The organism is Kitasatospora sp. NPDC004669, assembly GCF_040609455.1.
Lineage (GTDB): Bacteria > Actinomycetota > Actinomycetes > Streptomycetales > Streptomycetaceae > Kitasatospora.
The window spans coordinates 1-26,385 of record NZ_JBEXKB010000075.1; the positions used below are offsets into that span (position 1 = coordinate 1).

General features: G+C 67.8%; 16 protein-coding genes and 2 pseudogenes. 12 read left to right on the top strand and 6 right to left on the bottom strand.

Annotated features, from left to right (window positions below; translation table 11 throughout):
* Positions 1–221 precede the first annotated feature (221 nt).
* From ABZW30_RS38705 to ABZW30_RS38715, 3 genes are all read right to left on the bottom strand, one after another.
* On the bottom strand, positions 222–782 hold the full coding sequence (locus ABZW30_RS38705) for a GIY-YIG nuclease family protein (RefSeq protein WP_355675979.1): 561 nt from the start codon (positions 780–782) through the stop codon (positions 222–224).
* 142 nt (positions 783–924) lie between these two features.
* Positions 925–1,359 carry a MarR family transcriptional regulator gene (locus tag ABZW30_RS38710; protein ID WP_355675980.1) on the bottom strand — a complete coding sequence of 145 codons (435 nt, stop codon included), beginning with the start codon at positions 1,357–1,359 and terminating at the stop codon, positions 925–927.
* Positions 1,356–1,889, bottom strand: coding sequence for a MarR family transcriptional regulator (locus ABZW30_RS38715; RefSeq protein WP_355675981.1), 534 nt, complete (start codon positions 1,887–1,889; stop codon positions 1,356–1,358). Before ABZW30_RS38715 ends, ABZW30_RS38710 begins: the two co-directional genes overlap by 4 nt.
* Positions 1,890–3,106: 1,217 nt before the next feature.
* Here ABZW30_RS38715 and ABZW30_RS38720 point away from each other — a divergent pair.
* A pseudogene (locus tag ABZW30_RS38720) lies at positions 3,107–3,301 on the top strand (IS630 family transposase); the annotation flags it as partial.
* Between the two features lie 152 nt (positions 3,302–3,453).
* Here the strand turns inward: ABZW30_RS38720 and ABZW30_RS38725 are convergent.
* Positions 3,454–7,044 (bottom strand): ricin-type beta-trefoil lectin domain protein, encoded by a 3,591-nt coding sequence (locus ABZW30_RS38725; protein WP_355675982.1) that lies wholly within the window; start codon positions 7,042–7,044, stop codon positions 3,454–3,456.
* A 471-nt stretch (positions 7,045–7,515) separates the two neighbouring features.
* Here ABZW30_RS38725 and ABZW30_RS38730 point away from each other — a divergent pair, with 471 nt between their 5' ends.
* The 5 genes and pseudogenes from ABZW30_RS38730 to ABZW30_RS38750 all read left to right on the top strand — a co-directional run.
* Positions 7,516–14,694 carry a polymorphic toxin-type HINT domain-containing protein gene (locus ABZW30_RS38730; protein WP_355675983.1) on the top strand — a complete coding sequence of 2,393 codons (7,179 nt, stop codon included), beginning with the start codon at positions 7,516–7,518 and terminating at the stop codon, positions 14,692–14,694.
* Between the two features lie 104 nt (positions 14,695–14,798).
* Positions 14,799–15,530 (top strand): hypothetical protein, encoded by a 732-nt coding sequence (locus ABZW30_RS38735; protein WP_355675984.1) that lies wholly within the window; start codon positions 14,799–14,801, stop codon positions 15,528–15,530.
* Between the two features lie 484 nt (positions 15,531–16,014).
* A complete protein-coding gene (locus tag ABZW30_RS38740) occupies positions 16,015–16,719 on the top strand; it encodes a hypothetical protein (RefSeq protein ID WP_355675985.1) in 705 nt (234 codons plus the stop codon).
* A gap of 306 nt (positions 16,720–17,025) precedes the next feature.
* Complete coding sequence (locus ABZW30_RS38745) at positions 17,026–17,256, top strand: e9imm peptide (protein ID WP_355675986.1); 231 nt, start codon at positions 17,026–17,028, stop codon at positions 17,254–17,256.
* Positions 17,257–17,530: 274 nt separating this feature from the next.
* Positions 17,531–17,785, top strand: a pseudogene (locus tag ABZW30_RS38750) (site-specific integrase); the annotation flags it as partial.
* A gap of 35 nt (positions 17,786–17,820) precedes the next feature.
* Here ABZW30_RS38750 and ABZW30_RS38755 read toward each other — a convergent pair.
* A complete protein-coding gene (locus ABZW30_RS38755; protein WP_355676003.1) occupies positions 17,821–17,988 on the bottom strand; it encodes a hypothetical protein in 168 nt (55 codons plus the stop codon).
* 74 nt (positions 17,989–18,062) lie between these two features.
* Between ABZW30_RS38755 and ABZW30_RS38760 the strand changes: the two genes are divergently transcribed.
* The 6 genes from ABZW30_RS38760 (at position 18,063) to ABZW30_RS38785 (ending at position 25,421) form a co-directional block, all read left to right on the top strand.
* On the top strand, positions 18,063–18,977 hold the full coding sequence (locus ABZW30_RS38760; RefSeq protein WP_355676004.1) for a hypothetical protein: 915 nt from the start codon (positions 18,063–18,065) through the stop codon (positions 18,975–18,977).
* A 35-nt stretch (positions 18,978–19,012) separates the two neighbouring features.
* Entirely contained in the window at positions 19,013–20,710 is a 1,698-nt protein-coding gene (locus ABZW30_RS38765; protein ID WP_355675987.1) for a hypothetical protein, read from the top strand.
* On the top strand, positions 20,707–22,917 hold the full coding sequence (locus tag ABZW30_RS38770) for an integrase (RefSeq protein ID WP_355675988.1): 2,211 nt from the start codon (positions 20,707–20,709) through the stop codon (positions 22,915–22,917). The genes ABZW30_RS38765 and ABZW30_RS38770 overlap by 4 nt, the downstream gene beginning before the upstream one ends.
* On the top strand, positions 22,917–23,369 hold the full coding sequence (locus tag ABZW30_RS38775; protein ID WP_355675989.1) for a hypothetical protein: 453 nt from the start codon (positions 22,917–22,919) through the stop codon (positions 23,367–23,369). Before ABZW30_RS38770 ends, ABZW30_RS38775 begins: the two co-directional genes overlap by 1 nt.
* Before the next feature lie 35 nt (positions 23,370–23,404).
* Positions 23,405–24,967: a restriction endonuclease gene (locus ABZW30_RS38780; RefSeq protein WP_355675990.1), complete on the top strand. Its 1,563-nt coding sequence runs from the start codon at positions 23,405–23,407 to the stop codon at positions 24,965–24,967.
* A gap of 112 nt (positions 24,968–25,079) precedes the next feature.
* Positions 25,080–25,421, top strand: coding sequence for a DUF5713 family protein (locus tag ABZW30_RS38785; protein WP_355675991.1), 342 nt, complete (start codon positions 25,080–25,082; stop codon positions 25,419–25,421).
* Positions 25,422–25,445: 24 nt separating this feature from the next.
* Here the strand turns inward: ABZW30_RS38785 and ABZW30_RS38790 are convergent, their stop codons facing one another.
* Entirely contained in the window at positions 25,446–26,321 is an 876-nt protein-coding gene (locus ABZW30_RS38790; RefSeq protein WP_355675992.1) for an IS5 family transposase, read from the bottom strand.
* Positions 26,322–26,385 lie beyond the last annotated feature (64 nt).

Here is a 26,385-nt window from a genome sequence, read left to right on the forward strand (position 1 = left end):
GACGTCCAGGGCGCCGGGTCCGGGGGCGGCGAAGACGGCGCAGTCGGAGAGGACGGCGATGGCGTGCAGGCCGGTGTCGGCGGCCATCTTGCGGAGCTTGCGGTGCATGTTGACCGACAGTGCCAGCCAGGGTCGGCCGCTGTTCCAGATCTGCAGAACGAAGCGGCTGAGCCTCCGCTGCCACTCTCACCCGCTCTCGGGTGGAGTGGCCACGGGGACGGCTACGCATCCGTGTTCGGCTGCGGGGCTTCGACAGCCGAATGCACGAGCCTGAGACGCGGGCGCGGCACGGGTACCGCCTTCCTCGGGGTTGGCTCCGCGAGCGCGTGCAGCATCACCCGACCAAGCGGCCTCACGGCCACAAGACGGCCATCGGCGACGAGCGCGGCGAGGGCCTTCTTCACACTGGTTGGGGACGTGCCGAGCGTCTCGGCCATGTGCAGGTTCGTCATGAACAGCGGATCTCCACCGGGCACTCGCGCGTTGTAGAGGTCCAGCACTGCTGTGGAGATCTCGCTCGCGCTGCGAGGAGTCCTTGCCCTGTCAGGCCGGCCTGGGTCCGGCTCGTAAGCCTCGACCGCGTTGGTGATCAACGCGAGGGGGTCCTCACTGCGGAAGTCGAACCACTCCCCGTGGATCCGCTGACGGGCGAAGCAGACGTGCAGGTGCTTCTCCAATCGCGGGCCGCCGGGAAATGTCGCCAGGAGGCGAAGCTCCACGGGCGATCCGGCCTGGAGGTTCGCGAGTCGGCCGGCCGGATCGACGCTCCGCCCGATCTTCACCGGCCGAGCGGCAGGCGACCCCCACCACGTAGACGGAGTCGCTGGTCGTCGGTACCGGTTTGTCCACCCCAACTTCGTTCACGGCACGGGACGTTACAGAGCGCCACTGACAGTAGCGCTCTCAGCTTGAGCACTGCAGGCCTTACTCCTGGTCGGGCACGGCCTTGATCGTGCGTCGGCGACGGGCGTCGACGTTGCCGACCTTCCGGGGGCCTTCGGCCCGGGCGTCGAGGGTGATCTCGGGGGCTTCCAGCGCTTCTCCGACCAGGCGGCGAATCTCGGGGTTGGAGGCGAAGAAGAAGCGGGGGTTGACCCGGTAGCTTCCGGGGTCCGGGTGCTCGACCAGTTGGAGCGCTTCCAACCGGGCCAGGGCCTCGTACGCGGTGGAGGTCGAGGTGCCGCAGTCGTGGGCGATCTCCTCGACGTCGGCCGTGATCGGGGCAAACACGGCGCCGTGGCTGGTGAGCCATTCCAGGACGCTGCGCTGGCTGGCAGACAGGTTCAGCGTGTAGACGGGCGGCATGCCGAGGCTGTCCGGGTCGAAGTCGCCGTGGTGGCTGTGGGTGGCGGCGCTCATCGGGTGCCTCCGTTCGTCGTACTCCTGGCCGTGGTGGTGCGGCGCGGTCCGGGCGTCTTGGCGGCCGCTTTCTCGGCGGCCTTCTTCGCGGCGGCGATCGCCTTGGCGTCCGGCGTGATTGGCGGCGGGTCCAACCTACGGCACGCCTGCACTTGGGCGTCGCCAGAGCCTTCCCAGAAGCGCCGCGGGTTCAGCTGGTACGTCTGGCTCCGAGGACTGGTCTTGAGCAGAATGTTCAGCTTCACCAGGCGGGCGAGCGCCGTCTTCGCGGTCGTCTCCGTGGCCAGAATCGCCTCCGCGACGGCGGCGGCGGTCACCTTCACCGCCGCGCCAGCCCCACCGTTCGAGCGCACCCAGTCAATCGTCGCCCACTCCGCCCCGGACAGCGCCAGCGAGTACAGCGGCGCATCGTCGGTGTAGGCGTTGAGGGTGTAGGAGCCGTCCATGGTGTGCGGCATCCGGGGCTTCGGCGCAGGCAGCACCGCTCCCGTATCCAGGTTCACCAGGGCGATGTTGCCCCTGCGAGCCATGCTGCTCCTCACCGTACCGTCGCTGTCCGACAACCGGTCCAACGACCGGTGCGCCATCAGGTTTCTAAGGGCTGTTTTTTCAGACGTTAGCTCCGGAAAACCAGACCTTAGCGGCAAGAACCTACAGGATGAGGCCCGAAAGACGCAGGCGCCCGGCAACGTGTCGAGCCACAGTTTCCTCACCGCCCCCTGCCGTAACGTCTGGTTTTCTGGCAGCAACGTCTGGAAAACCAGACGTTAGCGAGGGGAAAACCGCAGGTCAGGGCATATGTCCCTTCTTAGGTAGTAAAGGCAGGCGGTCGCGCAGGCCTTCACCCCGATGCTTTGTGCCTTCACACGACATCCATCCTCCAGGAGGCCAGCACTGGGGCCTCCGGCTAGCTGGCTGTCCGTGCCGTCGCAGCCGGACCCGGTCCCCGGGGGCGCTTTCCATGCCTACTCGCCCTCCGACGGCCCTATCCGTGCCCTGCCGTTCGGACTGCCACAGGCACGTGCCCCAGTACGAGTAGCAGGGGCTCCGGGCCTTGCTCCAGGTGGTGATGGTGGTCAGGAAGGTCTTCGAGGTGGGTGGTGACGTCAGCTACCGCTCGGAGGTGGGCCGGCTGCGGTACTCGGTGCAGGCCTGATCGGCAGGTTGCGTACCGCGCACGGGCATCGACCACCTTCTCCGGGGGCAACTGCCCAGGCCAAGGGCCGTCCACGGCCCGGGCCGGTGCGGTGACGGGCCGGTGCGGTGACGGGCCGGCGGCGGGGCCGGCCACGGCCCTGCCGGCGGATCCGGCGGCGCAGGGCAGGCGGCAGCGAAGGATGGTCCAGCGCATCCGGGCGCTGGCCAGGGTGCGGTAGCGGAGCGCGCCGCGCCCAGCCACCCGGTCTGCTGCTGGCCGCAACGTTGCTGTGGTTGCCGCCCGGATTCGGCCGGAGCAGGCAACCGGGTCACCGACGAAATAGGTGAGAGTGAGGGGAGACCGACCAGGTTCGAGGACGTTGAGCCAGACCGCGATGACACTTCGGTTGAAGTCGGTGGGGCGAGCGCCGCTGACCGTGTCGATCCTGGTCACGCGGCACCGGCCCGGGGCGCAATCGCGGGCTGGCACCGATGTCCTCCACCCCCGACGGCATTCCTGCCGTCAGCCTGAGGATCAGACCTGTCCTGGCGCACCCTCGTCACTACCCGCCAGGAACACCTGCGGACACGCTGAGAAGCAGCGAGGCCGACCCCAGATCTGAACGCCGTCGAGTACCTGTGGGCCCACGTCAAACGCAGCCTCGCCAACCTCGCCAGCGTCACTCTTGGCCGACTCGAGACCATCGTCCGCAACCGCCTCAAGCAACTGCAGTACCGCCCCGACATCCTCGACGGGTTCCTCACCGGGACCGGACTCTCCCTCGATCTCCCACCACCACCTTGAAGCGCCGAGGTCGGTACCGGGGCCGACAGTCACACCCGGCCCGCCGGAAAAGCCACGGTGGCTCCATCGGACTCGGTCCGATGGAGCCACCGCATTCAATCGACTGTTCCCTCAGGGGATCATGGATCTCGGGATCCCCTGTCTGAGCGGCCTTAGCTACTTCGTGCGAGCAGGTTCCACTTCTGGGCGGCGGTGCCGTTGCAATCCCAGAGTTGGAGTCTGGCTCCGTTGGTTGTTGCGGCGCCGGGGTCGTCAACGCATCGGCCGGAGGTGGGGTTGTAGATGCTGCCGTCGGCCCTGGGGAGGAAGATCTGGTTCGGCCAGACGTTGCCGCAGGTCCAGACGTCCAGTGGGGTTCCGTTGGCGGTGCCGCCTCCGGTGGCGTCGAGACAGCCGCCGAGGAAGCGCAGGGTGCCGTCGGGCTTGAAGGTCCACTGCGCGTTGCCGGGGTTGCAGTCCCAGAGCTGGACGGCTGTGCCGGGTGTGGAGCTGGCACCGCTGGCGTCGATGCACTTGCCTGTTTGGGCGGAGTTCGCGATGGGGCTGTTCTCGGCGTAGGTGCTGAGGACTGCGGTCGGGCCTGTGTCCCAGGCGTAGTAGGGGTCGGTGGTGGTGGGGTGGCCGGTGAAGATCTGGATGATGCCGTTGGGCGTCTTGCGCCAGAGGGTGGGGTTGCCCGTGCCGGTGAGGTCGCCGTCGGACCCGATGAGGGGCCAGTCGGTACTGGGTATTCCCCAACCGATCTTGGTGTCGGTGGCGACGCCGGTGAGGGTGGGGTAGCTGCCGCTCTTACCGAAGGGGAGGGCGACGGTGATGGTGCCGGTGGTGAAGGTGTAGCCGCGCAGGTCGCCGGTGCTCTGGTTGCGCGCCCACAGGCCGGGGTGGCCTTGGCCGGCCCAGTCGCCGGGGGAGATGAGGTCCCAGCCCTTCAGGTCGATTTTCGCGAACCTGGTGGGTGAGCCGAGGACGGAATCGCCGATGGCGGGGTAGAACCAGAGGGCCCCGGTGCCGTCAGGGCTGGTCTCGACGGTGAACAGGCCGGTGCGGTTGAGGAACTTCTTGCTGGTGTCGAGCTTGGTGGTACTGGGGTCGCCGCTGGCGGCGATCTGAAGCGTGGTGGACCAGTCGGTGGCGTTGTAGCCGGTGCAGTCCGTCAGCTTAGGGTCGCAAGCTGGCTTGCCCAGTGTGCTGTTGCCGTCGAAGACACCGGTGACGCCGGTGTTTCCGGGATTCTTGTAGTAGTAAAGGCTTTTGTCGTTGTCCTTGTGGGCGAAGAGGTCGTCGACGTTCCCGCCGCCGCGCAGGCTGCCGCGGTGGGTGATGCGGTAGTTGGCCCAGGAGTCGCCGCCGGGCGACTTGGCCATCAGTGAGGCAAGCGGTGCCTTGGGCGCGGTCGCGGGGATGCTGTAGGCGCGGAGGTCGCCGTTCGGGTCGGCGGCGACGATGTCGGGCAGCGCGTCGCCGGTGACGTCACCGAAGACCGGCGCGGGGCTGTTCGGGTTCCACGGGACGTAGAAGGCGTACTGTGCGACCGGGGAGATGTTGCCGGCGTTGTCCTCGGCCTGGACGTAGAGGACGTTGGTGCCCCAGCGTCCGGCGGTCACCGGGATCTGGCCGGTCGGCATCGAGCTGCCGCACTGCCAGGTGGCGTCGACGAGCTGGGGGTCGAAGCTCCAGCGCAGGCAGGCCACGCCGGAGGAGTAGCCGCCGCTGGGGGCGGGGTCCGTCGCGGTGAAGGGGACGCCGCCGCTCTGGCCCGCGTAGATCTGGGGGGTCTGGCCGTTGCCGGAGGGCGGGAACTGCTTGGTGGTGTCGGGGACCGTTGCGGGGAAGGTGACGGTCGGCGGGGTGAGGTCGACCTTGAAGTAGCAGGCGGGGGTGGAGGCGGACCAGGGGACACCGTCGAGGCCGTCGGTGGCCATGATGCCGTAACCGTAGGCGTGGCCGTCCTGGATGACGTTGGCGGGCACCTGGAAGCTGGTGGTGCCACCGCTGTTGACGAAGGCGGTGTCGCCCTTCGCGACGTCGGGGACGCCGGGGAGGTTGTAGTCCCAGATGTGGTCCCAGCTCTTGACCTGGGCCTGGGCGTTGCTGGTGACGGTGGCGTTGAGCCAGACAGCGTTGTTCTGGGCGGATCCGGCGCCGAGCCAGGCCCAGTCGTTGGCGTTGCTGTCACCGCAGGACTGGTTGGCCCCGCCCGGGACCACGGTCGTTGGGGCGGGCCACACCGCGGGGTTCGTCGGGGTGTTGGGCACCCGGTCGTACATCACGGACAGTGCCGGCTGATAGGTGAACCGCTTGAACGCGAGCTGGTTGTTCTCGTCGCCGTAGAGGCCGAACGTCAGCTGGCCGTAGTTGACGTACTGCTGCATCGCGCCGGTGATGTCGAAACTGAACGGCACGTTGTCGTGGCACGGGTCCTTGCCCGAACCGCCGACCCAGGCGGTCGTGCCGAGCGGGCCGCTCACCTGCCCGGGCTGGTTCGACCACGTCGTGCCGCTTCCGATCGGCCCGGTGACATAGAGGTTGAGCGGGTACGTCGTGGTGCAGGACCAGTCGGCCGAGACGTATTCCTGCATGCTCATCGTCGCTGAGTTGATGACAACTCCGTTGAGCGCGCTGATGTCGAACTGGTAGAAGCTGCGCTCGATGTCGGCGGGGATGCAGCTGCCACCGTTGGGGTAGACGCCGCACTTTCCGACGCCCGGGTGATCGGAGTCGTTGGGGCCCTGACCGAGCCAGTTTCCGGAGTCGTGGGCCGACTGAACCCAGGTCCAGGAGTTGGCCGACGTGCTCCAGGGCAGGAAGGCGGGGTCGATGTAGTACGGGGCGGTGCCATGGGCCAGGAGGTCCTGGTCGGGCGTCAGGTCGATGCCGGTGGAGCCGGCCTTGACCGGCATCTCGGAGACCTTGGAGCCCGCACCGGGTCCGGCGTCGGTGCCGGTCGGAGCAGTCTTGGCGGGGCCCGCCGGGGTGTCGGCAGGTGCCGGGGCATTGGCGGCCGGGGCCGCCATTCGCGCCATCGAGGTCTTCACGGCGGGAGCAGCGGACGGCGCTGATGCGGTGGTGCTGTCCCACATCTGCGGGGTGCGCGCAGTCCAGCGGGGCTTGCCGTCTGCCGCGGTGGCGGTGATGTTGCCCTTGGCATCACTGGTGACGGTGACGCCGTCGGCGGTGGTGTCGAAGTGGAGGTTCTTCAGAGCCGGGTTGGCGGCGGCTGCCTGGGTCTTGACGACCAGCACGGTCGAGAGGCCGCCGAACTTGGTGGCGGTGACCTTGAGGTCTATGTCGGGGGCGACGGACGGGTAGACCACGCTGTCGCCGCTGACCGTGGGAGCGGTGAGGGCGAACGGGGCGGTGAGGGCGAGCTTCTTGCCGTCCGCACTGGTCATGGTTGCCAGCGGCCCGTTTCCGCCCTTGGACAGGACGAGCTGCCCTGCCGCGGATTTGGGGGAGAACGTGCCGTCCTGATTGGCCGCAAGGGTGGCGTCCAGCCCCTGCCAGACGCCGCCGCGGCGCACGCGCTGCTGATCCGGGTGGCTGGTGAGCGCCAGATGTCCCCCAGGGGTGGCGACGGTCTCGCTGAACTCGGTGGTGAGCGAGTCGATCGGGACGTTCTTACCGGTCGCCTTCGCCTGGGCGATCGCCGTCTCGGTCGCGTTGGCGGGCGGCCGCTCCTGCATCATCTTCGCGGTCGCGGCATCGATCGCGCCCTGCGACGGCACCTGCGGAGTGTCGGCCACGGCCGGGGCCTGTGGCCCTGCAAGGGCGGCCGTGAGCGCCAGGACCGCTGCCGCGGCCAATGCGCTGGATGGCGCGCCGTTGTAGCGGCGCTTTCTGTTCAAAACGGGAATCTCCCCCAAAGACAGCAGTAGACCTGCATGGATGCAATCCAGGGGCACCGTAGGGGGAGGTGCTGACATCAACCCAACTCAATTCGGTAGCAAAGTCCAGACTTGCCGCGAAATGGCCGATACGTCGACCTCCGTGAGAAGCATCACCCCAGGCCAGGCCTTGACTATGCGTCATCAAGGTCCGCTAGCATCCGCCGGTTCGGATACAGGACGCGCCTCCCGTATTCGGGGGGTCAAAAGCTTGGGGGATGTAAAAGAGTGTCATTTATACAACGGTCTGGCCTCGAGAAGGCAAAGAGCGGGAGGAGGAGACTTCGCGGACGGCTTGCGGCCGTCACGACGGTCGCTGTCCTCGGGTCGATGCTCGCGCCCCTGCCGATCGCGGCTGCGGCGGGCGGGCCGGACTACTCGCGCAAGTGGTCGCCGCCGAACACTGCCCTGCCGAAGACGGCCTCGATCCCGGGACAGGACGCAGCGCCGCTGCCGGTTCCGAAGCCGGAGCACCCGGTGCCGCCGACCTGGACGCCACCGAAGAACCCGCAGACGGTCCCGGGTGGCCATGCCTCGGTGACGCTTGGATCCGCGCCTGAGGCACATCCCCTGGCTGCGGGAGAGAAGCCGCAGGCCGGTGCGGAGGCGAAGGCTTCGGGGCTGCCGGTCACGGTCGCGCCGCTGGCGGGCTCGTCGGCGGCGGGTCAGACGATCCAGGTCGAGATGGCTGATGCCAAGACCTCGGCAACCGCCGGGATCCCCGGCGTAGCAGTGACTCTGACCCGACCGGGCTCGGGGGATGACTCACCCGTGCGACTGGGCGTCGACGCGTCGAGCCTGGACGCCGCCTTCGGGGCGAACTGGGCGGCCCGAGCCCACCTGGTGGTCCTGCCTGAGTGCGCAACGACAGGGCCGCAGGCCGCCGACTGTCGGAAGCAGACGCCGCTTGAGTCGCACTACGATCCGGCGGCGAAGAAGCTCGTTGCAGATGTCCCGCTGACCGGAACGGGTACGGCGAAGTCCTCGACCGCCCCGGCCAGCAAGAGCGCCTCCGACGCTGCCCCTGGAGCGGGCCGCGCGGTGTACGCGGACTCCACCACCACCTCGACCACGGTCGGCGTGGTGTCGGGGGCGTCCAGTGGGGCCGGAACCTACTCGGCGACCCCGCTCGGGGCCTCCCAGTCCTGGACCGCCGGCGGCTCGTCGGGGTCGTTCACCTACGGGTACCCGGTGCAGATGCCACCGGCGCTGGCCGGCTCGGCCCCGAAGGTGTCGCTGTCCTACGACTCCGCCTCCGTGGACGGGCGGACCTCGTCGACCAACTCGCAGGCCTCCTGGATCGGCGACGGCTGGGACTTCGGTGCCGGCTTCGTCGAGCGGTCGTTCAAGCCCTGTTCGCTGGACGGGATCACCGGCTCGGGCGACCAGTGCTGGGGCGGCGCGAACCTCACCCTGTCGCTGGCCGGGCATTCCGGCCAGCTGGTTCCGGACGACGCCTCCTGCCAGTCCGGCGCGCCGGCAGCGATGGAGCAGGCGGCCTGCACCTGGCGGCTGAAGGACGACGACGGCACCAGGATCCAGTTCCTGACCGGCGCGACCAATGGCACCTGGAACGGCTCCTACCTCAAGGTCACCGACACCAGCGGCACCGTCTACTTCCTCGGTCTGAACCACGTCCCTGACGCGAACGGCAACCCGACCGCCCTCGGCGCGGACAGCGGCTCGGCGTGGACCCTTCCGGTCTTTTCGCCCAACAGCGGGGACCCGTGCTACGACCCGTCCAAGGGCCAGGGCTCGTGGTGCCAGACCGCCTGGCGCTGGAACCTCGACTTCGTCGTGGACCCGCACGGAAACCTCACCACCTACACGTACACCCCCGAGACGAACTACTACTCCCGCGGCGGCGCCCAGAGCAACGGCAACGGCACCAGCACCGCTTACACCCGTGCCGGCACGCTCTTTTCGATCGGCTACGGCCAGCTCCTCTCGGACCAGCTGAACAACAACGGCGCCTACAACCCCGCCGCGAAGATCGTCTTCAATACCTCCGAGCGGTGTGTCACCTCAACCGCGGCCTGCGACCCGTCCCAGCGCACCGCAGCCAACGCCGCGAACTGGCCGGACGTCCCGCTGGACCAGCAGTGCGACGCGAGCAGCGCGTGCACCGTCTACGGGCCGACGTTCTGGACCACCAAGTGGCTCGTATCCATCGCCACCCAGATCCGGGTCAACGGCGCCTACCAGACGGTGGACTCCTACACGCTCAACCACACGTTCATCAACGTGCAGAACGCCACCGAGAACACCCAAGTCCCCTGGCTTGCCTCCATCCAGCGAACCGGCCAGGACCCCCAGGCCGCCGGCGGTTCGATCCCGCTGCCTCCGGTGTCCTTCACCTCCCAGCTGCTACCCAACCGCGTGGACGGCACCAACCTGGTCCCCGCGCCGCCGGCCTACAACCGGCCGCGCATCCAGCTGATCACCACCGAGACCGGCGGCACCATCGGCGTCAACTACGCCACCGCCGGCTGCTCGCGCGTGAACAACGTCATGCCGGCCTCCGCCGACAGCGACACGCTCTCCTGCTACAACGTCAAGTGGAATCCGCCCGGTTCGATCACCGGTGCGGCGCCCGTGGACGACTGGTTCCTGAAGTACCCGGTCGCCAGCGTCACGACGAACCCGGCGACCCCCGGTTCGATCCCGATGGTCACCAACTACACGTACGGAAACGCAGCCTGGCACCGCAACGACTCGGCGACGACCCAGGACAAGAACCGTACCTGGGATCAGTTCCGCGGCTACGCGAGCGTCACCGCCGTCTCCGGAAGCGGCAACGACGGCCCGCAGTCGCAGAGCTCGACGACGTACTACCAGGGCATGGACGGTGACATCCTCGCCAACGGCACCGGTCGCAGCGTCCAGATCGCCGGCCCGATGAGCGGCCAGGTCACCGGCACCCCCACGGTCACCGACTCCGACTGGCTCTCCGGCCAGGTCCTGGAGTCCGACACCTACACCCAGGCGGGCGGCAGCATCGCCGGCTACACCGTCAGCACCGCGGGCGGCCCGGTCACCACCGCCACACACAGCCAGGGCGCCAACGTGCCCGCCCTCACCGCCCGCTACGCCACCACCAGCGCGACCACCACGTCACGGTCGCTGGAGGCGGACGGCACGTGGCGGACGTCGGCGAAGACCACCGCAACCGACAAGGCCAACGGCAACCGCGTCCTCACCTCGATCGACACTGCCGACGGCCTGCCGAACATCTGCACCCGCACCAACTACGCGGCGGGCTCGGACCCACAGGTCCTGGCGCTGCCGTCCGAGGTGATCGCGGTCTCCGGCGCGAACGCCTGCACCGCCACGCCGACCGCCGCCAGCACCGTTTCTTGGATCAGGTCCGCGTACGACGGCCGGCCAGTCGGCCAACTCGGCAGCGCGCACGACGTGACGAGCAGCCTGACGCTCGACCACTACGACGCCAGCGGCACGCCCCAGTTCACCGCGGTGAACAATGCCTACGACGGTTACGGGCGGCTCGTCGGGACAACCGACCCGAACGCCACGGACAGCGCCCACCCGGACGGCGCCACCACGACAACGGCCTACACCGCGTCGACGGCCGGTGAGCTCCCCAACAGCCTCACCGTCACGGCCCCGGCCCCGGCCGGAGCTGCCGACGCCGCATCAGGGCGAGCCAGCATGACGACGATGGACCCGGCACGCTCCCTTCCGACCAAGGTCACCGACCCCAACGGCCGTAGCACCAGCCGGTCCTACGACGCGCTCGGCCGGATCACCGGCGTGTGGCTGCCGGGACAGGACACCACAGCCAGCGCCAACGCCACGTTCGCGTACTCGACCCCAGGTGTCGTCAACGGCGCCGCCGTGCCTCCGACCGTGACCAGTTCCAAGCTGCTGAAGGACGGGAAGTACGCCGTCAGTATCCAGATCATGGACGGCGCTGGCCGGGTCGTGCAGACCCAGTCCACCCCGGCCCTGTCCGCCTACAAGGCCGGACGGCTGATCACCGACACGGTCTACGACTCCCAAGGCCGCGTCACCCGGGCGAACAGTCCTTGGTACAACGACAAGGGCACGCCCAGCACTACGCCGTACGTGACCACGACGAAGGAGGTCCCGGCCCAGGCCTACAGTCTCTACGACGGCCTCAGCCGCCCCGTAACGCAACAGTTCGTCGCCTACGGCGTCGCCCAGACCACCACCACGACCGCCTACCCCGGCATCGACCGGACCGACGTCACACCGCCGGCCGGCGCCACGCCCACGTCCACTGTCACCGACGCGCGCGGCCACACCGCCCAGCTGTGGCAGTACAAAACCGCCACCGCCACCGGCAACCCGGCCGACGCGGACGTGACCTCCTACACCTACACGGCCGACGGGCACCTCGCCACGCACAAGGACGCGGCGGGTAACACCTGGAGCCGCGGCTACGACCTCCGCGGACGTGAGGTCACCGCCACCGACCCGGACACCGGGACGAGTACCAAGACCTATGACACCGACGGCCGCCTGGCCACCGCCACCGACGCGCGTGGTCAGACCATCGCCTACACCTACGACCTGCTCGGACGCACCACAGGCTCGTACGCCGGCTCGGTCGCACCAGCCAACCAGCTGACCGGCTTCACCTACGACACGGTCCTCCCGGGCCAGCCCGGCACGTCGACCCGCTACGCCGGCGGGGCCTCCGGCAGCGCCTACACCACCGCTGTCCTGTCCTACGACACCGCCTACCACCCGACCAACATCACCACCACCATCCCCGGCACCGAAATTGGGCAGGGAACCACCCCGTTCACCTACACCTATCAGGCACAGTTCGACCCGGTCACAGGCGCGCTGACCGACGACGACCGTTCGGCCGTCGGCGACATCGCCGAGGAGCTGATCCACTACTCGTATGACAACAACGGCCCGCTGACCACCTACGGCGTCTACGGCGGGGCCACCTACGACCTGTCCTCGGACTGGGACGCCTTCGGACGCAACATCCGCTCCACCATGAACCCGTGGGGCACCCAGATTGTCGTCACCAACACCTACGACACCTCCACCGGCCGGCCGCTGCAGCAGTTCGTCGACAAGCAGACCGCCGCCACCGGCGCCGTCCAGCAGCTCACCTACGCCTACAACGCGGCCGGGCAGATCACAGCCGTACGGAACATCCCGGACAACACCCCGTCGTCCACCGATCTTCAGTGCTTCGGCTACGACTACCTCGGCCGACTGACCAACGCCTGGACAGACACCGGCACACTCACCCAGGCCGCACAGCCCACAGTCGGTGGGATCGGCGCGTGCACCAACTCCACGCCGACCAGCGGCGTCCAGGCCCCGTCGAGGACCACCGTCGGGGGACCCGCCGCGTACTGGCAGAGCTACGGCTACGACCTCACCGGCAACCGCACCCAGCTCGTCCAGCACGACCCCTTCGGTGACACCACCAAGGACACCACCACCAACCAGGCCTTCCCGGCCTCCGGGACGGTCAACACCCTGACCACCGCGCCCAACACCGGCGGAGGATCCGGCGGCCCGCACGCCCTGACCGGCTCCACCACCACGGCAGCGGCCGGCACCACGGGCAGCAGCACCCAGTACGACGCGGCCGGCAACACCACCGCCGTCACCGACACCTCCGGCACCGCCACCCTGACGTGGAACGGCGAGGACAAGCTCGCCTCCTACGCCAAGACCGGCACCCCCGGACCGACCACCTACCTCTACGACGCTGCCGGCAACCAGCTCATCCGCCGCGACCCCGGCAAGACCACCATCAACCTCGGCGGCGACGAACTCGTCTACACCGGCGGCACCGTCACCGGCATCCGCTCCTACCAGATCCCCGGAGGCATTACCCTGGTCCGCCAAGGCGGCACCAGCACCTACCAAATCGCCGACCCGCACGGCACCGGTACCCTCGCTCTCGACGGCTCCACGCTGGCGGAGTCCCGGCGGCTGTCTGACCCGTTCGGCAACCCCCGCGGCACCCAGCCCACCACCTGGGGCGGCGACCACGGCTTCGTCGGCGGCACCAAGGACGATGCCACCGGGCTCACCAACCTGGGTGCCCGCGAGTACCAGCCCACCACCGGCCGCTTCCTCAACCCCGACCCGCTCATCGGCCCGGACAACCCACAGCAGTGGAACGCCTACGCCTACAGCAACAACGACCCCGTCAACTCCAGTGACCCGAGCGGCCTTTACACCTGCCGCAACGGCCACGAAGGCTGCAACGAACACGGTAACGCCTGCGGCAGCGACTGTTCCGCCGAAGCCACCATGGCCGGCGACTGCTTCACCAGCGAGTGCAGCCACAGCACGGTCAACCAGAACCCTGACCACACCATCGCGGAGCAGAAGGAAGCCCGCGTCAAGAAGATCATCGACGACGCTTATCGGGCATACACGAAGAAGACCTGTTACGACACGTCTCGACTCGGGAAACGCTGCACCAGCCAGCAGCAACGGGACCAGGACCTGGATCATGTCAAGGCCATGGACAAAATGCTGTCCGATATGTCGGTCGTCATCCCTTGGTACAAGTGTGCCAAGGGTGGCGGAGCAAACGGTTCGGACCCGGAAGCCTGCGACGCACTTGGCGCAGCTATTTCCAGCTTTGACCTGGGCCCGGCAGCGCGAGGTATCAACTCGATGCTGGCAACCGGTGAAAAGTCAGCCCTAAAGGACCTCATGAGGGCCCTCGCACGACTCTGCGAGGAAAACAGCTTCCCCGCGGAAACTGCCGTGCTCCTCGCTGACGGCAACACAAAGCCGATCGGAGAAATCCACGTCGGCGAAACCGTGCAGGCAACGGACCCGTCAACAGGTCAGACTCATGCCCAGAAGGTCACCGATGTCATCAAGACCCTCACTGACGTCGACTTCACCGACCTAACGATCCACACGGCAAACGGCGACCAGACGCTAACCTCAACCCAGCACCACCCATTCTGGGACGCGACCACCGAAAAGTGGGTCAACGCCGCAGACCTGCGAGTGGGAGACAAACTCCGCCAGGCGGACGGCACTGCAGCGGCCGTCACGGCACTCCGCAGCTACACGAAGCCCATCATCACCTACAACCTGACAGTTGGCGAGTTCCACACTTACTATGTACTGGCTGGAAATGCTCCAGTACTGGTGCACAACGTGGGAAATTGTCCCGTGGATGGGGTTCCGCATGGCGCAATCGGGGAGGCGGCAACGCTCGATCGGCTCCAACGGGGCGGATATACGGATATCACGACGCAGGTGCGATTCATCAACAGCAATGGTGATGTCTTCATCGCGGACTTTGTCGCGAGAGACACCAACGGCAACTGGGTTGCCGTTGAATCCAAGGTGGGTGGAGCGACAGTGACGGATAACCAAGCAGTCGGATATCCGGAGCTTGCCCGTAGTGGGGCGGTTCTCGATACGAGCAAACTTGAGCAGTTTGGAATTAAGCAGGGCACTATGATGAAAATGCCCGTCTCGGTCGACCATTGGCAGTGCGGCGTATGTAATCCATGATGCATAATGTGCCTGGGGCGCTTCGGCGCTCCGGGCGCATTTATCTATCGGCGGCCGGGCTGCTCCTCTGTGCGGGTCCTGGCGGGTGGGGCATAATGAGGGCTATGGCTACCAATGAGCAAGGGCGTTCGGCGGCACAGCTCGCTGAACGGCTGATCGGACTGGAAGGTCCCAAGGAAGTCTTTCTGGCCGCTGGCGAGTGGATGGGCTATCGGTTGGAGCCAGACGGCTTCCGCTGGCTCAACGGTCGAACTAGCTTGGAGCGTCGCCTTGATGGCCGGCTTGAGCGCATGCGACTAGAAGCCAGTCGCTGGAACAGGGCTGGCAGTTTGATCGAGTTCAGCATCGTAGGCTTGGAGGTCTTCGATGAAGAACTCCAAGCATGGAGACGGTCGAACGCGGACCGCACGGTCGAGCGTCCAGGGTCCATGGAGGGAATTGTCTGCGCCACCAGCTTCCTTGATATCTCTCGGGAGCCCAAGGCGATCATCACGCTTCCTGCCGGCAGGCTCGTGGCCGTCGATAGGCTGTGTGAGCATGCAAAAGAGGTTGCGTTGCCATGGTTCACGTCCTCTGAGATTCCTGAGGGTCTGGCTGCAGCCGTGCCGGACGCACTCCTTCGCCCCACTGGGTTTGCGCAGGATCTGCTGGAGCTCCTCGTCAGCCGTGGTCTCGCAGAGGAAGCGCGGTCACTGATTCAGCGAGTCCTTGAGCTCGGAGAATCGCATCGTGAATCATTTTCTGAAGGTCGCAATCTCGCCGATGATGGCGAGCGTCCTCTCTGGCATTCGCCGCAGTCTCTGGGGTGGAGTAGCCGGGTATTGGGGCTGATTTGAGCTCAGGCGACCTATGCAGACTGGAATATGGCATAGGGGCACCCCATGGGTCCCGCCGGAATAATAATTCTGGTGGGGCCTATGGGGTTTCTGGCGGCATTAGTTACTCAGGTTGAACTCGCCTCGTCGCAGGTGCTGACGGGCCTTGGTCCCTGCGATATCAAAGCGGAGTGCGATACGCACGAGGGGGCGGGGTCACCGCCCAGGAGCAGCAACGTCGAAAGCGGGTGCACTGGAATCCGCCGAGCAATCGAACGCGGCGACGGCCACATGGCGATTACCGCGGACCTCCGGGTCACCACACAATCGGTCGAGCGGTGGCAGCCTGCCTGGCGGCAGGGCGCTTCAGCAGGCCTGGACTCGAAGGGGCCGCAGTCTCTGCCCAGGCTTGGCAGCCAGCAGTTCGCCAGCTGGAGCGGGAGTTGGAGAATGGCAGTGTAATGCGAATCACTGCCATTCGGTCGCATTCGGGAGTGAGTAGTGCATGAATAATGACGCGCCCATTCGTGCGGCTGAATTGCCCGTATTCTTGGCGGACTGGTATGGGGAGGCGACGTTTCATCCGCTGGGATCGGAAGGGCAGTTCGGGAGAATCCCGCTGCCGCTGCTGGAGTGGCATGCCTGCGCCTCTTCCTGGGGCGGCACCGTGATCAGCTCTCATAATCGGCCAGTAAGCCTCGGCGAGCTTTCGGTCGATGCGGACGGCTATGCGGTTTTCTGGATTGAGAACCAGCATTGCTGGGAATGGGCGGTGAAGTTCGATGGGAGCGAAAATCCGCCGGTGTTCGACCGCGAGGCGGGAGACGACGAGCCCGAACCCTGGCGTGAATCGGGGCAGAGTCTCTCAGAGTTTATGCTCTGGGCTTCAATTCTTGAAGCCATTCAGGGAGCAAAGGTGAAGGCTGATGCGGAGTTGGTGTCAGCCGAGCAGGTCGAATCCATTTCCGGCCGACTGGATTCAGTTTCGCCGCCCTCTGGTCGTCACTATATGGCTGAAGTGAAATTCTTCTCTGGCCCTGGAGTGTTGGTTCAAATTGAGGAAGCATACTCGGGCGAATGGAGTGAGGGTGAATCGCGGCCTAAGGAATGGCATGCAACCGCATGCGGGAGGAGTCAGGGTGAGCTAGATTCCTTCTTGCAGAAGAATCGATCCATCGAATGGAAACAGAGGCGACTGCGCAGGAGATAATGGCGCTATTTCACGCCTCTACTGTTCCGGCGATAAGAGAATGTAGCCGATGAATCAAGAATGGGCCCAGGGTGTATTTCAGCCCTGGGCCCATTTGACGATCGCTACGATGCGGTGGATCACTGACCGTTTCCGCCCGGAGGGACGGCATGTTCGCCTAGCTCAAGAGGTCTGGGATCGGCCGGGCCGTCGGCAGGGCGAGTCGCTGCACTGATCATCGGCGCGGGGGCGCTGCTGCTGCCGGACAGGGCCTGGCCTGCCTGGCCGATCAGGTGGCTGGTTACGCTGATTGCTCACGCCGAGGGGATGAGTGTCGTGGAAATGAGCCGCGAGGAAGCCGGCGCGCTCGTACAGCGGATCATGGACGTGGACTACGTCAGCGACGACGAGGTGAACGGCTGGCTGGACCAGCTCGGCAAGTCCCTGATGTGTCCGACTGGGTACGTCAGCAATCTGATCTTCTGGCCAAAGGAACCCGAGCCCTCGGCCGCGGAAGTAGTGGATCAAGCCCTGGCCTACCAACCGATTGCTCTGTGACTCCATGCCTTGAGTACCTGACAGGCCGCCCCAGGCTCTGTACTGATCTACAGCGGCAAGGACTCACGCAACACGCGCGGACTGGACACGGAAGGCGATGATCCAGGTCACGAAGACGCTGGCCATCGTCTCGTGCACCCGGTACACGACTTCCCTTTAGCGTCAGCGTGTTGAAGCGCTACGTGAGGGGTCTCCGGTGTCGCGGTGGCGGGTGTTCTGGGTGGGCAGGGACTGGCTGACCGGCACGGGCTCTCCCGGGCCGGACGGCTGGGAGATGCGACCCGGGGATGCGGTGTTCGTGGGGCCGGACTACCGCATCGACCCGCTGTTGTGCCGCTTCGGGCAGTCGTCGGTGTTCCGCGGGTACGAGCGGGAGACGAGGCGGAACTACGCGACCGACATTGCTCTGCTGCTGACGTTCCTGTCCGCAAGGCAGCGACACTGGACGGATGCCCGGGACAAGGACCTGGACGACTTCCGGAGCTGGCGGCTGGAGGCGCCGGCCAACCCGGCCCTGGTGGGCGCGTCGAAGTGGAACCGGGAGCTGGCCGCGTTCTCCGCTCTCTACCGCTGGGCCACCCGGCACGGGTACGTCACCGCGAGCCCCGTGACGATGCGCCAGACCACGGGGTTGTACGGAGGGACGCGGGAGGTGCCCGAGGGCCTGCGGAAGCCGACGGCGTCGGACATGCGCTGGCTGACGCCCCGTACGTGGCGGTTGTGGACGGACATCGGCCGGCGGGGCCATACCCAGGACGGGGCGGTCGAGCCAGGCTGGCTGGGGAGGCTGGAGCAATGTCGCGTTCGTGCGGCTGCTGGTCTCCTCGGGACTGCGCCGGCAGGAGGGCGGGTCGTTGTTGACGTTCGAGGTCCCCGGCATCCGGTTGGGCGGGAGCCGGTACTGCCGGGGCCGGGTGTCGGGGGCGGTGACCCGGTCGAAGGCGTCCCGGACGTTCTACGCCTCGGCGGAAGCGGTGCACGACGTCGAGTCGTACGTGGAGTCCTCCCGGGCCTGGGCGGTGCGCAAGGCCCAGCTGGCGGGGCGCTACGACCAGTTGGTGGACCTGCGGCTGGTGCTCGAGGTGACTCGGGTTCCCCGGAGTAGGGTCCGCTGGGCGGACCGGGCCGGCGTGGTTTTCGAGCGGCTGCTGGATTCCTTGACCTGGCGGGAGCGGATGCTGCTGTTCACCGAAGGGCCGGACGGGCCGGAGCCGCTGTGGCTGTGGCTGAACGAGGCGGGTCTGCCCTTGCAGCCGCATTCGTGGGAGGCGGTGTTCCGCACCGCGAACGAGCGCTGCCGGGCGGCGCTGGAGCCACCGGCTCGCCTGCGGGCGGATCCGCACAGGGTCTACGCCCCCTACGCCACGGTGCACGGTGCCCGGCACAGCATGGCGCTGTTCATGCTGGTGGTGCTGAACTCGCTGCTGGACCGGCGCTTCGGCCTGAGCCCGGCGGAGCGCCGGGACTTTGCCCTGCTCTACGGCGATCCGTGGCATCTGGTGCAGGGGCTGCTGGGGCATGCCACGCGGCAGGTCACGGTCGACACGTACCTCGCGCCGGTGCGGCACCTGCAGCTGGAGTCGTTGCTGGCCGAGGTCGAGGCGCCGTTGTCGGCGCCGCTGGCGGACCTCGATGCGCTGTTCGCCCGGGTGGCACGGGAGGCGGACGGGATCCAGGACGTCGACAGCCGCCTGGTCCCGGCGGCGCAGGGCGCCTGGTGAGCCCGGCGGGCGAGGGCGGAAGGGGCAGGAGGGCGGTGCTGCCGCCGGCCGGCTACAGCACGCCGCCGGTCCTGGAGCCGCTGGCCGGCCTGGTCGTGCACCACCGCGACCGCGACGGCCGGCAGCGGGACTTCGACTTCTCCGCTCTCGCGGCTCCCGAGCCCTTGCAGCGCTCCCTGGCGGCCCTGTTCGCCGCCCGCAGCCGCGGCTGGGGCGCTCACGAGACCGCGGATCTGATGTTCCGCCACCTGCGGGTGTTCTCCGCGTTCCTAGCGCGCCGCGCTCGGCCTCCCCGCGACGTGGACGAGATCTCCGCGGCGTCGGTGAAGGCATGGTGGGAGCAGGAGAAGCACACCCCGAGCGGCCGCGGGGCCTTTCGGAACGTGGCCGGTCTGCTGCGCGACGACCCGCGGCTGCGCTCGGGCCCGGTGCTGGAGGAGCTCGCCCGCCGTGTTCCGGTGCTGCCGACGAACGTGGAGTCGTACGCGCCCGAGGAGTTCGACCGGATCCGGGCGCAGGCCCGGCGTACTTTCAGGGCAGCCTTGCTGAGGATCGAGGAGAACGCGGAGCATCTGGAGCGGTGGCGCCGGGGCGAGTTCGAGGCCGGCAGCCCGTCATGGGCGTTGGGGGAGTCGTTGGACCGTCTCGCCCGCACCGGTGATGTTCCCCGCTACCGCAACGGGGAGCCGCGGCACCGCTACGTGCGCGCGCTGGGCGGGCCGACGGCGGAGACGACGTGGAAGCGCCTGTTCCTGGACCGGATGGAAGCCACCGCCCTGGGCGTGTTGCTGATGGCTCAGTTCGCCTTGAACCTGTCGGTGATCAACGAAATGCCAACTCCGAGGGCCACCCCCGATCCCGGTCTGGACGGACGGCCCACCTACCGGGTCCAGGTCCGCAAGCACAGAGGCGGCCGGTTCGAGACGGTGAACGCCACCGACTCGGGCGCCGACTCCCCAGGCCGGCTGATCACCCAGGCGCTGCTGGCCACCCGCTTCGCCCGGGCTCTGGCCGAGGACCTCGTGCCCGGTACCGACCGCTTGGTGGCCTGGCGCACCTATTACCCGCAGCGGGCGGCGAGTGTGACCGAACGTCGTCTTGCCGCGGGACCGGTGCGCCTTGGCCTGGGAAGCGGCGACGGCGTCCGCTGGGGCAAGCAGACGGGCAGCGGATCGCCGTTCGCCCGCGGGCGGCGCACCGTGGTGGTGGAGCGCCGGGAGCCGTCCCAGCACACCCTGGACACCCACGAGCGCCGGTACGTGCTGCCCGACCAGCGTGTCCAGCGAGAGGCGGCGCCGGTGGTCGCCGCCGGGGCGGCGGCGGCCGTGGAGCATGCCCGTCGGCGGGTGGAGCTGACCGCCCGGCTCGCCGCCGAGCGCCAACCCGAGCACCGGGAGACCGCCACCGCCGACTGCTCCGGGGCGGGGAACGGTCCGGCCCCGCTGCCCGACGGACGGTGCGGCGCCTCGTTCCTGATCTGCCTGGGGTGCGAGAACGCCCGCGTCCACGCCGACCACCACCCGCGCTTGGTCTACCTCCACCAGGCGCTCGGCAACGCCCACTCCGCTCTTCCCGGGCCCACGTGGGAACGGGACTGGAGCGATGCCCACGCCCGCCTGGACGATCTGAAAAGCAAGGTCGGCGAAGGGGCCTGGGCAGGTGCGCGGGGTCGGATCACGGCGGCGGACCGGGAGATCGTCGACGACCTGCTGAACGGAGACCTCAACCCGTGACCACCCCCGAAGCCGGTCGCCACGTCCTGGCGGAGCCGGCCTCCACCACTCCGGTTGTCCCGCAGCGCCTGGTCGTCGCCAGCCACGCCCATCTCAACAGCCGCTTCGGCGACATGGTCTGGTCCCTGGCCCCGCTGATCGACAACCCCAGCCAGCAGCTCATGTCGATCGACTGGAGCTCTTGCGCCAAGCCCTTCCGGGCCCCGCTGCGGCTGATCGCGTGGACGCTCCTCAACCGGGAACTGCGCAACAGCTTCGTGCGGGAACGCGGGACCAGGATGCGCACCCGCATCGCGCCCGTCCCCACCCAGGACACCGTCCGGACCTGGATGCGGCTGTCCCATTGGCTGGCGAAGCGGCAGATCCACGCGCTGGCCGGCTGCGACCGGACGGTGCTGCACGAGTACGGCCGACACCTGCTCGAAGCGGGTACCGGCCGCCGCGACACGCAGACCAAGCTCATCGCGCTGACGCGGCTGTGGGCATTCGACCAGCTCACCGAGCACCCCGCAGGGGTCGCCCGCCCGCCGTGGGACGAGGTGGGCATGGACGACTACCTGCCCGCCGCCACGACGACGGGCGGGGAGAACGCGCGGGAGGTCCTGGCCGAAGAGACGATGGGCCCGCTGCTGGTCTGGGCGATCCGTCTCGTCGAGGACCTGGCCGACGACATCCTCGCGGCGCACGCCGAGGCCCACCGCATGAGGGACACCGTCCGCGCCCAGCGGGCCACACCGACCGGGCGCCTGGCGCTCAACGCCTACCTGGCTGAGCGGATCGCGGCCGGCGCCCCGCTGTCGGCCGCGATCCGGGACGGCAAGCCCGTCTTGGCCCGCACCTACGTCGCGGCGACGACTGGGGCCACGCTGCAACACGTCCAGCGCGCCTGGAAGAGACTGGAGCTGGCCGCGCTGGTTGAAGCGAACCCGGGACCCTGCCCGCTGAAGGTGCCGGTCACCGGCCGCATCGCCAGCCACCCCTGGCGCACAGCGGTGGACTACACCGAAGCCGACACCCTGCTCAAACACCTGGTCACAGCCGCTTTCGTGGTCTGCTCCTACCTGACGGGCGCCCGTCCCCAGGAGATCCTCGGCCTGCGTGCGGGCTGCTGCCCAAACCCGGACCCCGACTCCGGCGCATCGCTGGCCAGGCACGTGCTGCGCGTCCGTCCCGAGGACGTCGCCGCCGGCGAGGACGACGAAGACGAGCCGCACCTGCTGATCCGCGGACACCACTACAAGAACGCCACCGACCCGGACACCGGCCACTACCTGCCCGGCGGCACCGAGCGCCCCGTCCCCTGGGTCGCCATCACGCCCGTCGTCAACGCCATCCGCGTGCTGGAACGGATCGTGCCTGACGGCGAGCTGCTGTTCAACGCAGCCCTCCACAACCCCACCCACGCCGCCTACCGCACCGGATCGCTCAGGAACGGCTCGATCGCCGAGCGGATCGAGGACTTCGTGACCTGGGCCAATCGCGAGGCCCTCACCCAGGGTCTGCCCGGCGAGGTCATCGCTGCCGACCCGCACGGCAGCATCGGGACCGCGCGGTTCAGACGCACTTTGGCCTGGCACATCGCGCGCCGCCCCGGCGGCCTGGTCGCCCTCGCCATCCAGTACGGCCACATGCGCACCGTGCTGAACACCGACGAGTCGGGCCGCTACGGCACCCGCAGCCGAGGCGGGATCCACGCCCTGGTCGACATCGAGACCGCCCTGGCCACCGCCGACACCGCCGCCGACCTCCTCGACCGCATCCAGGCCGGCGAAGCCGTCTCCGGACCCGCCGCCCGCCAGGCCATCCTCGCAGCCGCCAACGGCCCGGTCTTCCAGGGCGCTTTGGTCGGGCTCGGTTTCTCCCGCAAGCACGCCGCTGCCCGCCGTCACCTGGCTCGCGAGGGCAGCGTCCTCTACGAGAACCCGAACGCTCTCCTACTCTGCCTCTACCGGCGAGACCGGGCCCTGTGCGCGAAGGACGACCAGCGCGACGCACCCAGCCTCGACCAGTGCGTCCCCGGCTGCGGCAACATCGTCCGCACCGACCAACACGCCACCCACCTGCGCGAACGCGCCGACCAGCTCGACCGAAAAGCAGCCCGCAGCCCCGGCCCGCTCGCCGACCGCTGGTACGCCACCGCCACCCGGCTGCGCGAACGCGCCGACGACCACGACCGCACCCGCTTCACCGTCCAGGAGAAGAGCTGATGAGCCCCGCCCCCGACGAGCGCGACCGCATCCGCGCCGCGATGGACCGCATCCTCACCGGCACCCCCGAGCGCTCCAACGGGGCCCTGACCATCGTCGCCCTGGCCGTCGAAGCCGACGTCCCCCGCAACGCCCTAACCCAGCGCCACCTCGATCTGAAGAACGAGTTCTACGAGCACGTCCAGACCCGCGGCGGAACCTCGGACGTCGAGGCCCGGCTCCGTCAGAAGATCGTCAGCCTCAAGACGATCATCGCGAACAAGAATGACGAGATCACCCAGCTCCGGGCCGATGTCCGGGGCTTTCTCGCCGAGAACACCCGGCTGACCTTGGAGAACCAGGACCTGCGAGACGTGCTCAGCGGCAGCGCCAACGTGACACCTCTACGGCTGGCCCACGTTCCATGCCTTGACCGAACATCAGAATCGCGCATAGGGGGTGAAGTTCCGTAGGATCTCGCCCGGCCGACGTCCGAAGGGGGAGCATCATGTCCAGCTCGAATGATCACGCAACCGAGCCCTCCAAAGACGAGCCGGACCAGACGCCCACGGCCGACCTGACCGTCTCCGCGGTATTCAGCAGCATCGACCGCGGACACAACATTTCTGCCTCTGCTCCCGGAGCCTCAAAGGCCAGCACGCCAGGCGCGGTGCGCCTCCTTTGGCTCAGGCACCTCGGACGTGACGGGTCGATCGCCGAGCCAGACGCGGACACCGACATCTGGCGCACCGATGTTCCCGAGCGAGCCCATCTCCGAGCCGGCGACGTTCTCCTGTCCGAAATAGTCACAGGCGACAGCCCCAAAGCCGCGCTTGTCGAAGAACACGACCTGCCGGCAGCTGCTGCAGGCAGCATGTTCATCCTCCGCCCCGCGCACAGCCTTCCCCATGAGCACATGCGGCTGATCTTGGCCTTCCTACGCTCACCCGCCGTCGGGGCCCTCGCGCAGGGTCAGTTCGGCCGTCTCCGGCTGGGCCGGAAACACCTTGAGTCCCTGGTACTGCCCGGTGCCGACGAGCCCCTTTCTGCGGCCCTGCATGAGCTGGACACAGCAGGCCAACAGCTGAGCAACTGGAGTGCGGAGGCTCGCGCCCTGGCAGGGTCCGCCTTCCGCCAGGGCGCAAGCGCCGAGGACGTCCGGCGTTCGATCATCACAGCAGGCCAGGTGACACGCCTTCGGGCCGAGGCGGCCGCCGAGCTGGATGATTTCGGCTACACCGTACGTACCCGGTTCCCGTACCCCATTGCGCTGCGCTGGCGGGAGGTAGAGGCTAGGATGAGCACGGGTGATCTTGCCCCCGCCTACGATGCGGTTCTTGAAGCAGCCGAGATCCTGCTGTGCTACTGCGCCCTGGTCGCGGCTGCACTCGCGCACGGAGCGTCCATCGAGCTCTCGTCCGTTGCGGACCTGCGCACCAAGCTCGCCGACAAGGCAGGCGGCCCGGGGCTGGGAGAGTGGACGAGCATTCTGCTGGAGATCGCAGGGCGGAAGAAGCGCCGCGCGCTGGCCCCGGACCATCCTCTCCATGAACTGGGCCACCTGCTCGCCGATGAAGCAGCCGAGAACGCGCGCAAGCGCCTCGCTGGACGTCGAAACGACGAATCACACCTTCGCCCAGTCGATCCCGTCGACCTTCCAAACGCACTCCGGGAGTCCTTCGACGACCTCTCACTCCTGGCAGGGCACGCTCGTTTCCTCGCAGACTGGGGCCTCATCGAGATCACGTCCGTGGTCTGGGACTCGTTCCGCCGCGCAGCAACTTTGAGTTGCCGCCGGCTCTCAGGCGACCACCCGGTGGTACGCACATCTACGATGGTGTACCCGAGCAGCGCAGTGGAGACCGGCAGCCTCTACCTCGCCGACCGCGACCACCGCTTGTATCTCCTACGGCCCTTCCTTACCGGCCAGACCTGTCCTAGGTGCCGGACGTGGTCAACCTTCCACGTGGACAAGGCGAACCGCGAGCTCGTACTGAAGAGCTTGGAACACGGTCACGTCTTCCCCTTCGGCACAGATACCAGTGCTCTGCAGCAGGCCGCTCTGCTCTAGGGCCTGTTGTGGAAGTCCTGATCGCGCGGGGTCTGGCGTGCATGGGTGGCCTCGTTGTCAGCGGCGCTGTGCATGATCGGCGCGTCAGCTCTTCGTGTAGATGGGAAGTGCCATGCCGATCACCAACCAGCAGGTCCTGGGACACGGATTCCTGCGGGAGATGTTCGACGACCCGTACTTCCCTAATCAGGTGGTCGACCGAGGCAGGACGATCCTGCTGCAACTGTGCGAGCGCATCGAGGCCGAGCGGCCGTCGGATCTGGAGGCCCTGTATGCGCTCACCAGGACTGCCACGGAGGAGTTCAACCTGCTGGACAGGGAGTTCATGGCGGCCGGGAGCGGGATCGAGACGGTCGCCCGCGAGTGGATCTGCGATGAGTTCTACTTCGTCGCGTCGGCATACGGGTTCACGGACGCGGATGCGGAGGAGCTGACCGCTGGCAGGGACTGGTGACCGAGGACGGGAAGGCCACCCCGGTCAGAGCCATTCGTTGAGAGCTGCGATCAGCACGGTCGCCTCGTAGCGAACAGCGAGCTTGTCGTACCGAGTGGCGACAGCGCGGTGCCTCTTGAGGCGGTTGATGCCGCATTCGACCGCATGACGCTCACGGTAGTCAGCCTTGTCGAACTTCGGCGGTCGACCGCCGCGGGAGCCGAGCTTCCGCCGGTTGCGCGCCTGGTCGGCCTTGTCGGGGATGGTGCAGCGGATCCCGCGGCGGCGCAGGTAGGCGCGGTTCTTGCGGGAGGCGTAGGCCCGGTCCGCCCGCACGCGATTGGGGCGGACTCGCGGCCGACCCGGTCCGACGCGGGGCACGCGGACCTTGTCCAGCACGGCTTCGAACTGCGGCGAGTCCCCGCGCTGCCCCGCGGTCACCACGATCGACATGAGCTTCTGACCCTGCTCCACTGCCAGGTGGAGCTTGGTGGTGAACCCGCCACGCGATCTCCCCAGCCCATGGTCACCGGGTTCGGTGAAGATGCCGCCCGGCGGCTCCTTCTGCAGGTCGCCGTGCTTGCGGGCTCCGGCCGCATGCTGATGGGCGCGACAGACCGTGGAGTCGACGCTCAGGTCCCATGTGATCGCCCCTCTCGCGTCGGCCAGAGACTGGAGCTGGGTGAGGATCCGCTGCCAGGTGCCGTTTCGCTGCCATCGGCGGAACAGGTCGTAGATCCGGCTCCACGGTCCGTACTCGACGGGGACGTCCCGCCACGGAACACCGGTCCGGACACGGAACCGTATGCCGTCGATCAACTGCCGCCGAGGCCAGACGGGTGGCCGCCCGGCCCTGGCGCCCTTCGGCAACAACGGCTCCAGCGCCGCCCACTGCTCGTCTGTGAGATCTCCCCGACCCATGAACTGTGATCATCCACAGCCCAAGATCCACTTTCGACACACGGCCTAGCAGCCTTATCAAGCT

What these genes read in the sequence shown, in the direction of transcription:
- ABZW30_RS38710 (WP_355675980.1), bottom strand. Translation starts at nt 1,359, where the DNA reads ATGAGCGCCGCCACCCACAGCCACCACGGCGACTTCGACCCGGACAGC.
- ABZW30_RS38755 (WP_355676003.1), bottom strand. Translation starts at nt 17,988, where the DNA reads ATGTCCGTCCACAACCGCCACGTACGGGGCGTCAGCCAGCGCATGTCC.
- ABZW30_RS38745 (WP_355675986.1), top strand. Translation starts at nt 17,026, where the DNA reads ATGAGTGTCGTGGAAATGAGCCGCGAGGAAGCCGGCGCGCTCGTACAG.
- ABZW30_RS38785 (WP_355675991.1), top strand. Translation starts at nt 25,080, where the DNA reads ATGCCGATCACCAACCAGCAGGTCCTGGGACACGGATTCCTGCGGGAG.
- ABZW30_RS38740 (WP_355675985.1), top strand. Translation starts at nt 16,015, where the DNA reads ATGAATAATGACGCGCCCATTCGTGCGGCTGAATTGCCCGTATTCTTG.
- ABZW30_RS38775 (WP_355675989.1), top strand. Translation starts at nt 22,917, where the DNA reads ATGAGCCCCGCCCCCGACGAGCGCGACCGCATCCGCGCCGCGATGGAC.
- ABZW30_RS38780 (WP_355675990.1), top strand. Translation starts at nt 23,405, where the DNA reads ATGTCCAGCTCGAATGATCACGCAACCGAGCCCTCCAAAGACGAGCCG.
- ABZW30_RS38730 (WP_355675983.1), top strand. Translation starts at nt 7,516, where the DNA reads ATGCTCGCGCCCCTGCCGATCGCGGCTGCGGCGGGCGGGCCGGACTAC.
- ABZW30_RS38715 (WP_355675981.1), bottom strand. Translation starts at nt 1,889, where the DNA reads ATGGCTCGCAGGGGCAACATCGCCCTGGTGAACCTGGATACGGGAGCG.
- ABZW30_RS38790 (WP_355675992.1), bottom strand. Translation starts at nt 26,321, where the DNA reads ATGGGTCGGGGAGATCTCACAGACGAGCAGTGGGCGGCGCTGGAGCCG.
- ABZW30_RS38735 (WP_355675984.1), top strand. Translation starts at nt 14,799, where the DNA reads ATGGCTACCAATGAGCAAGGGCGTTCGGCGGCACAGCTCGCTGAACGG.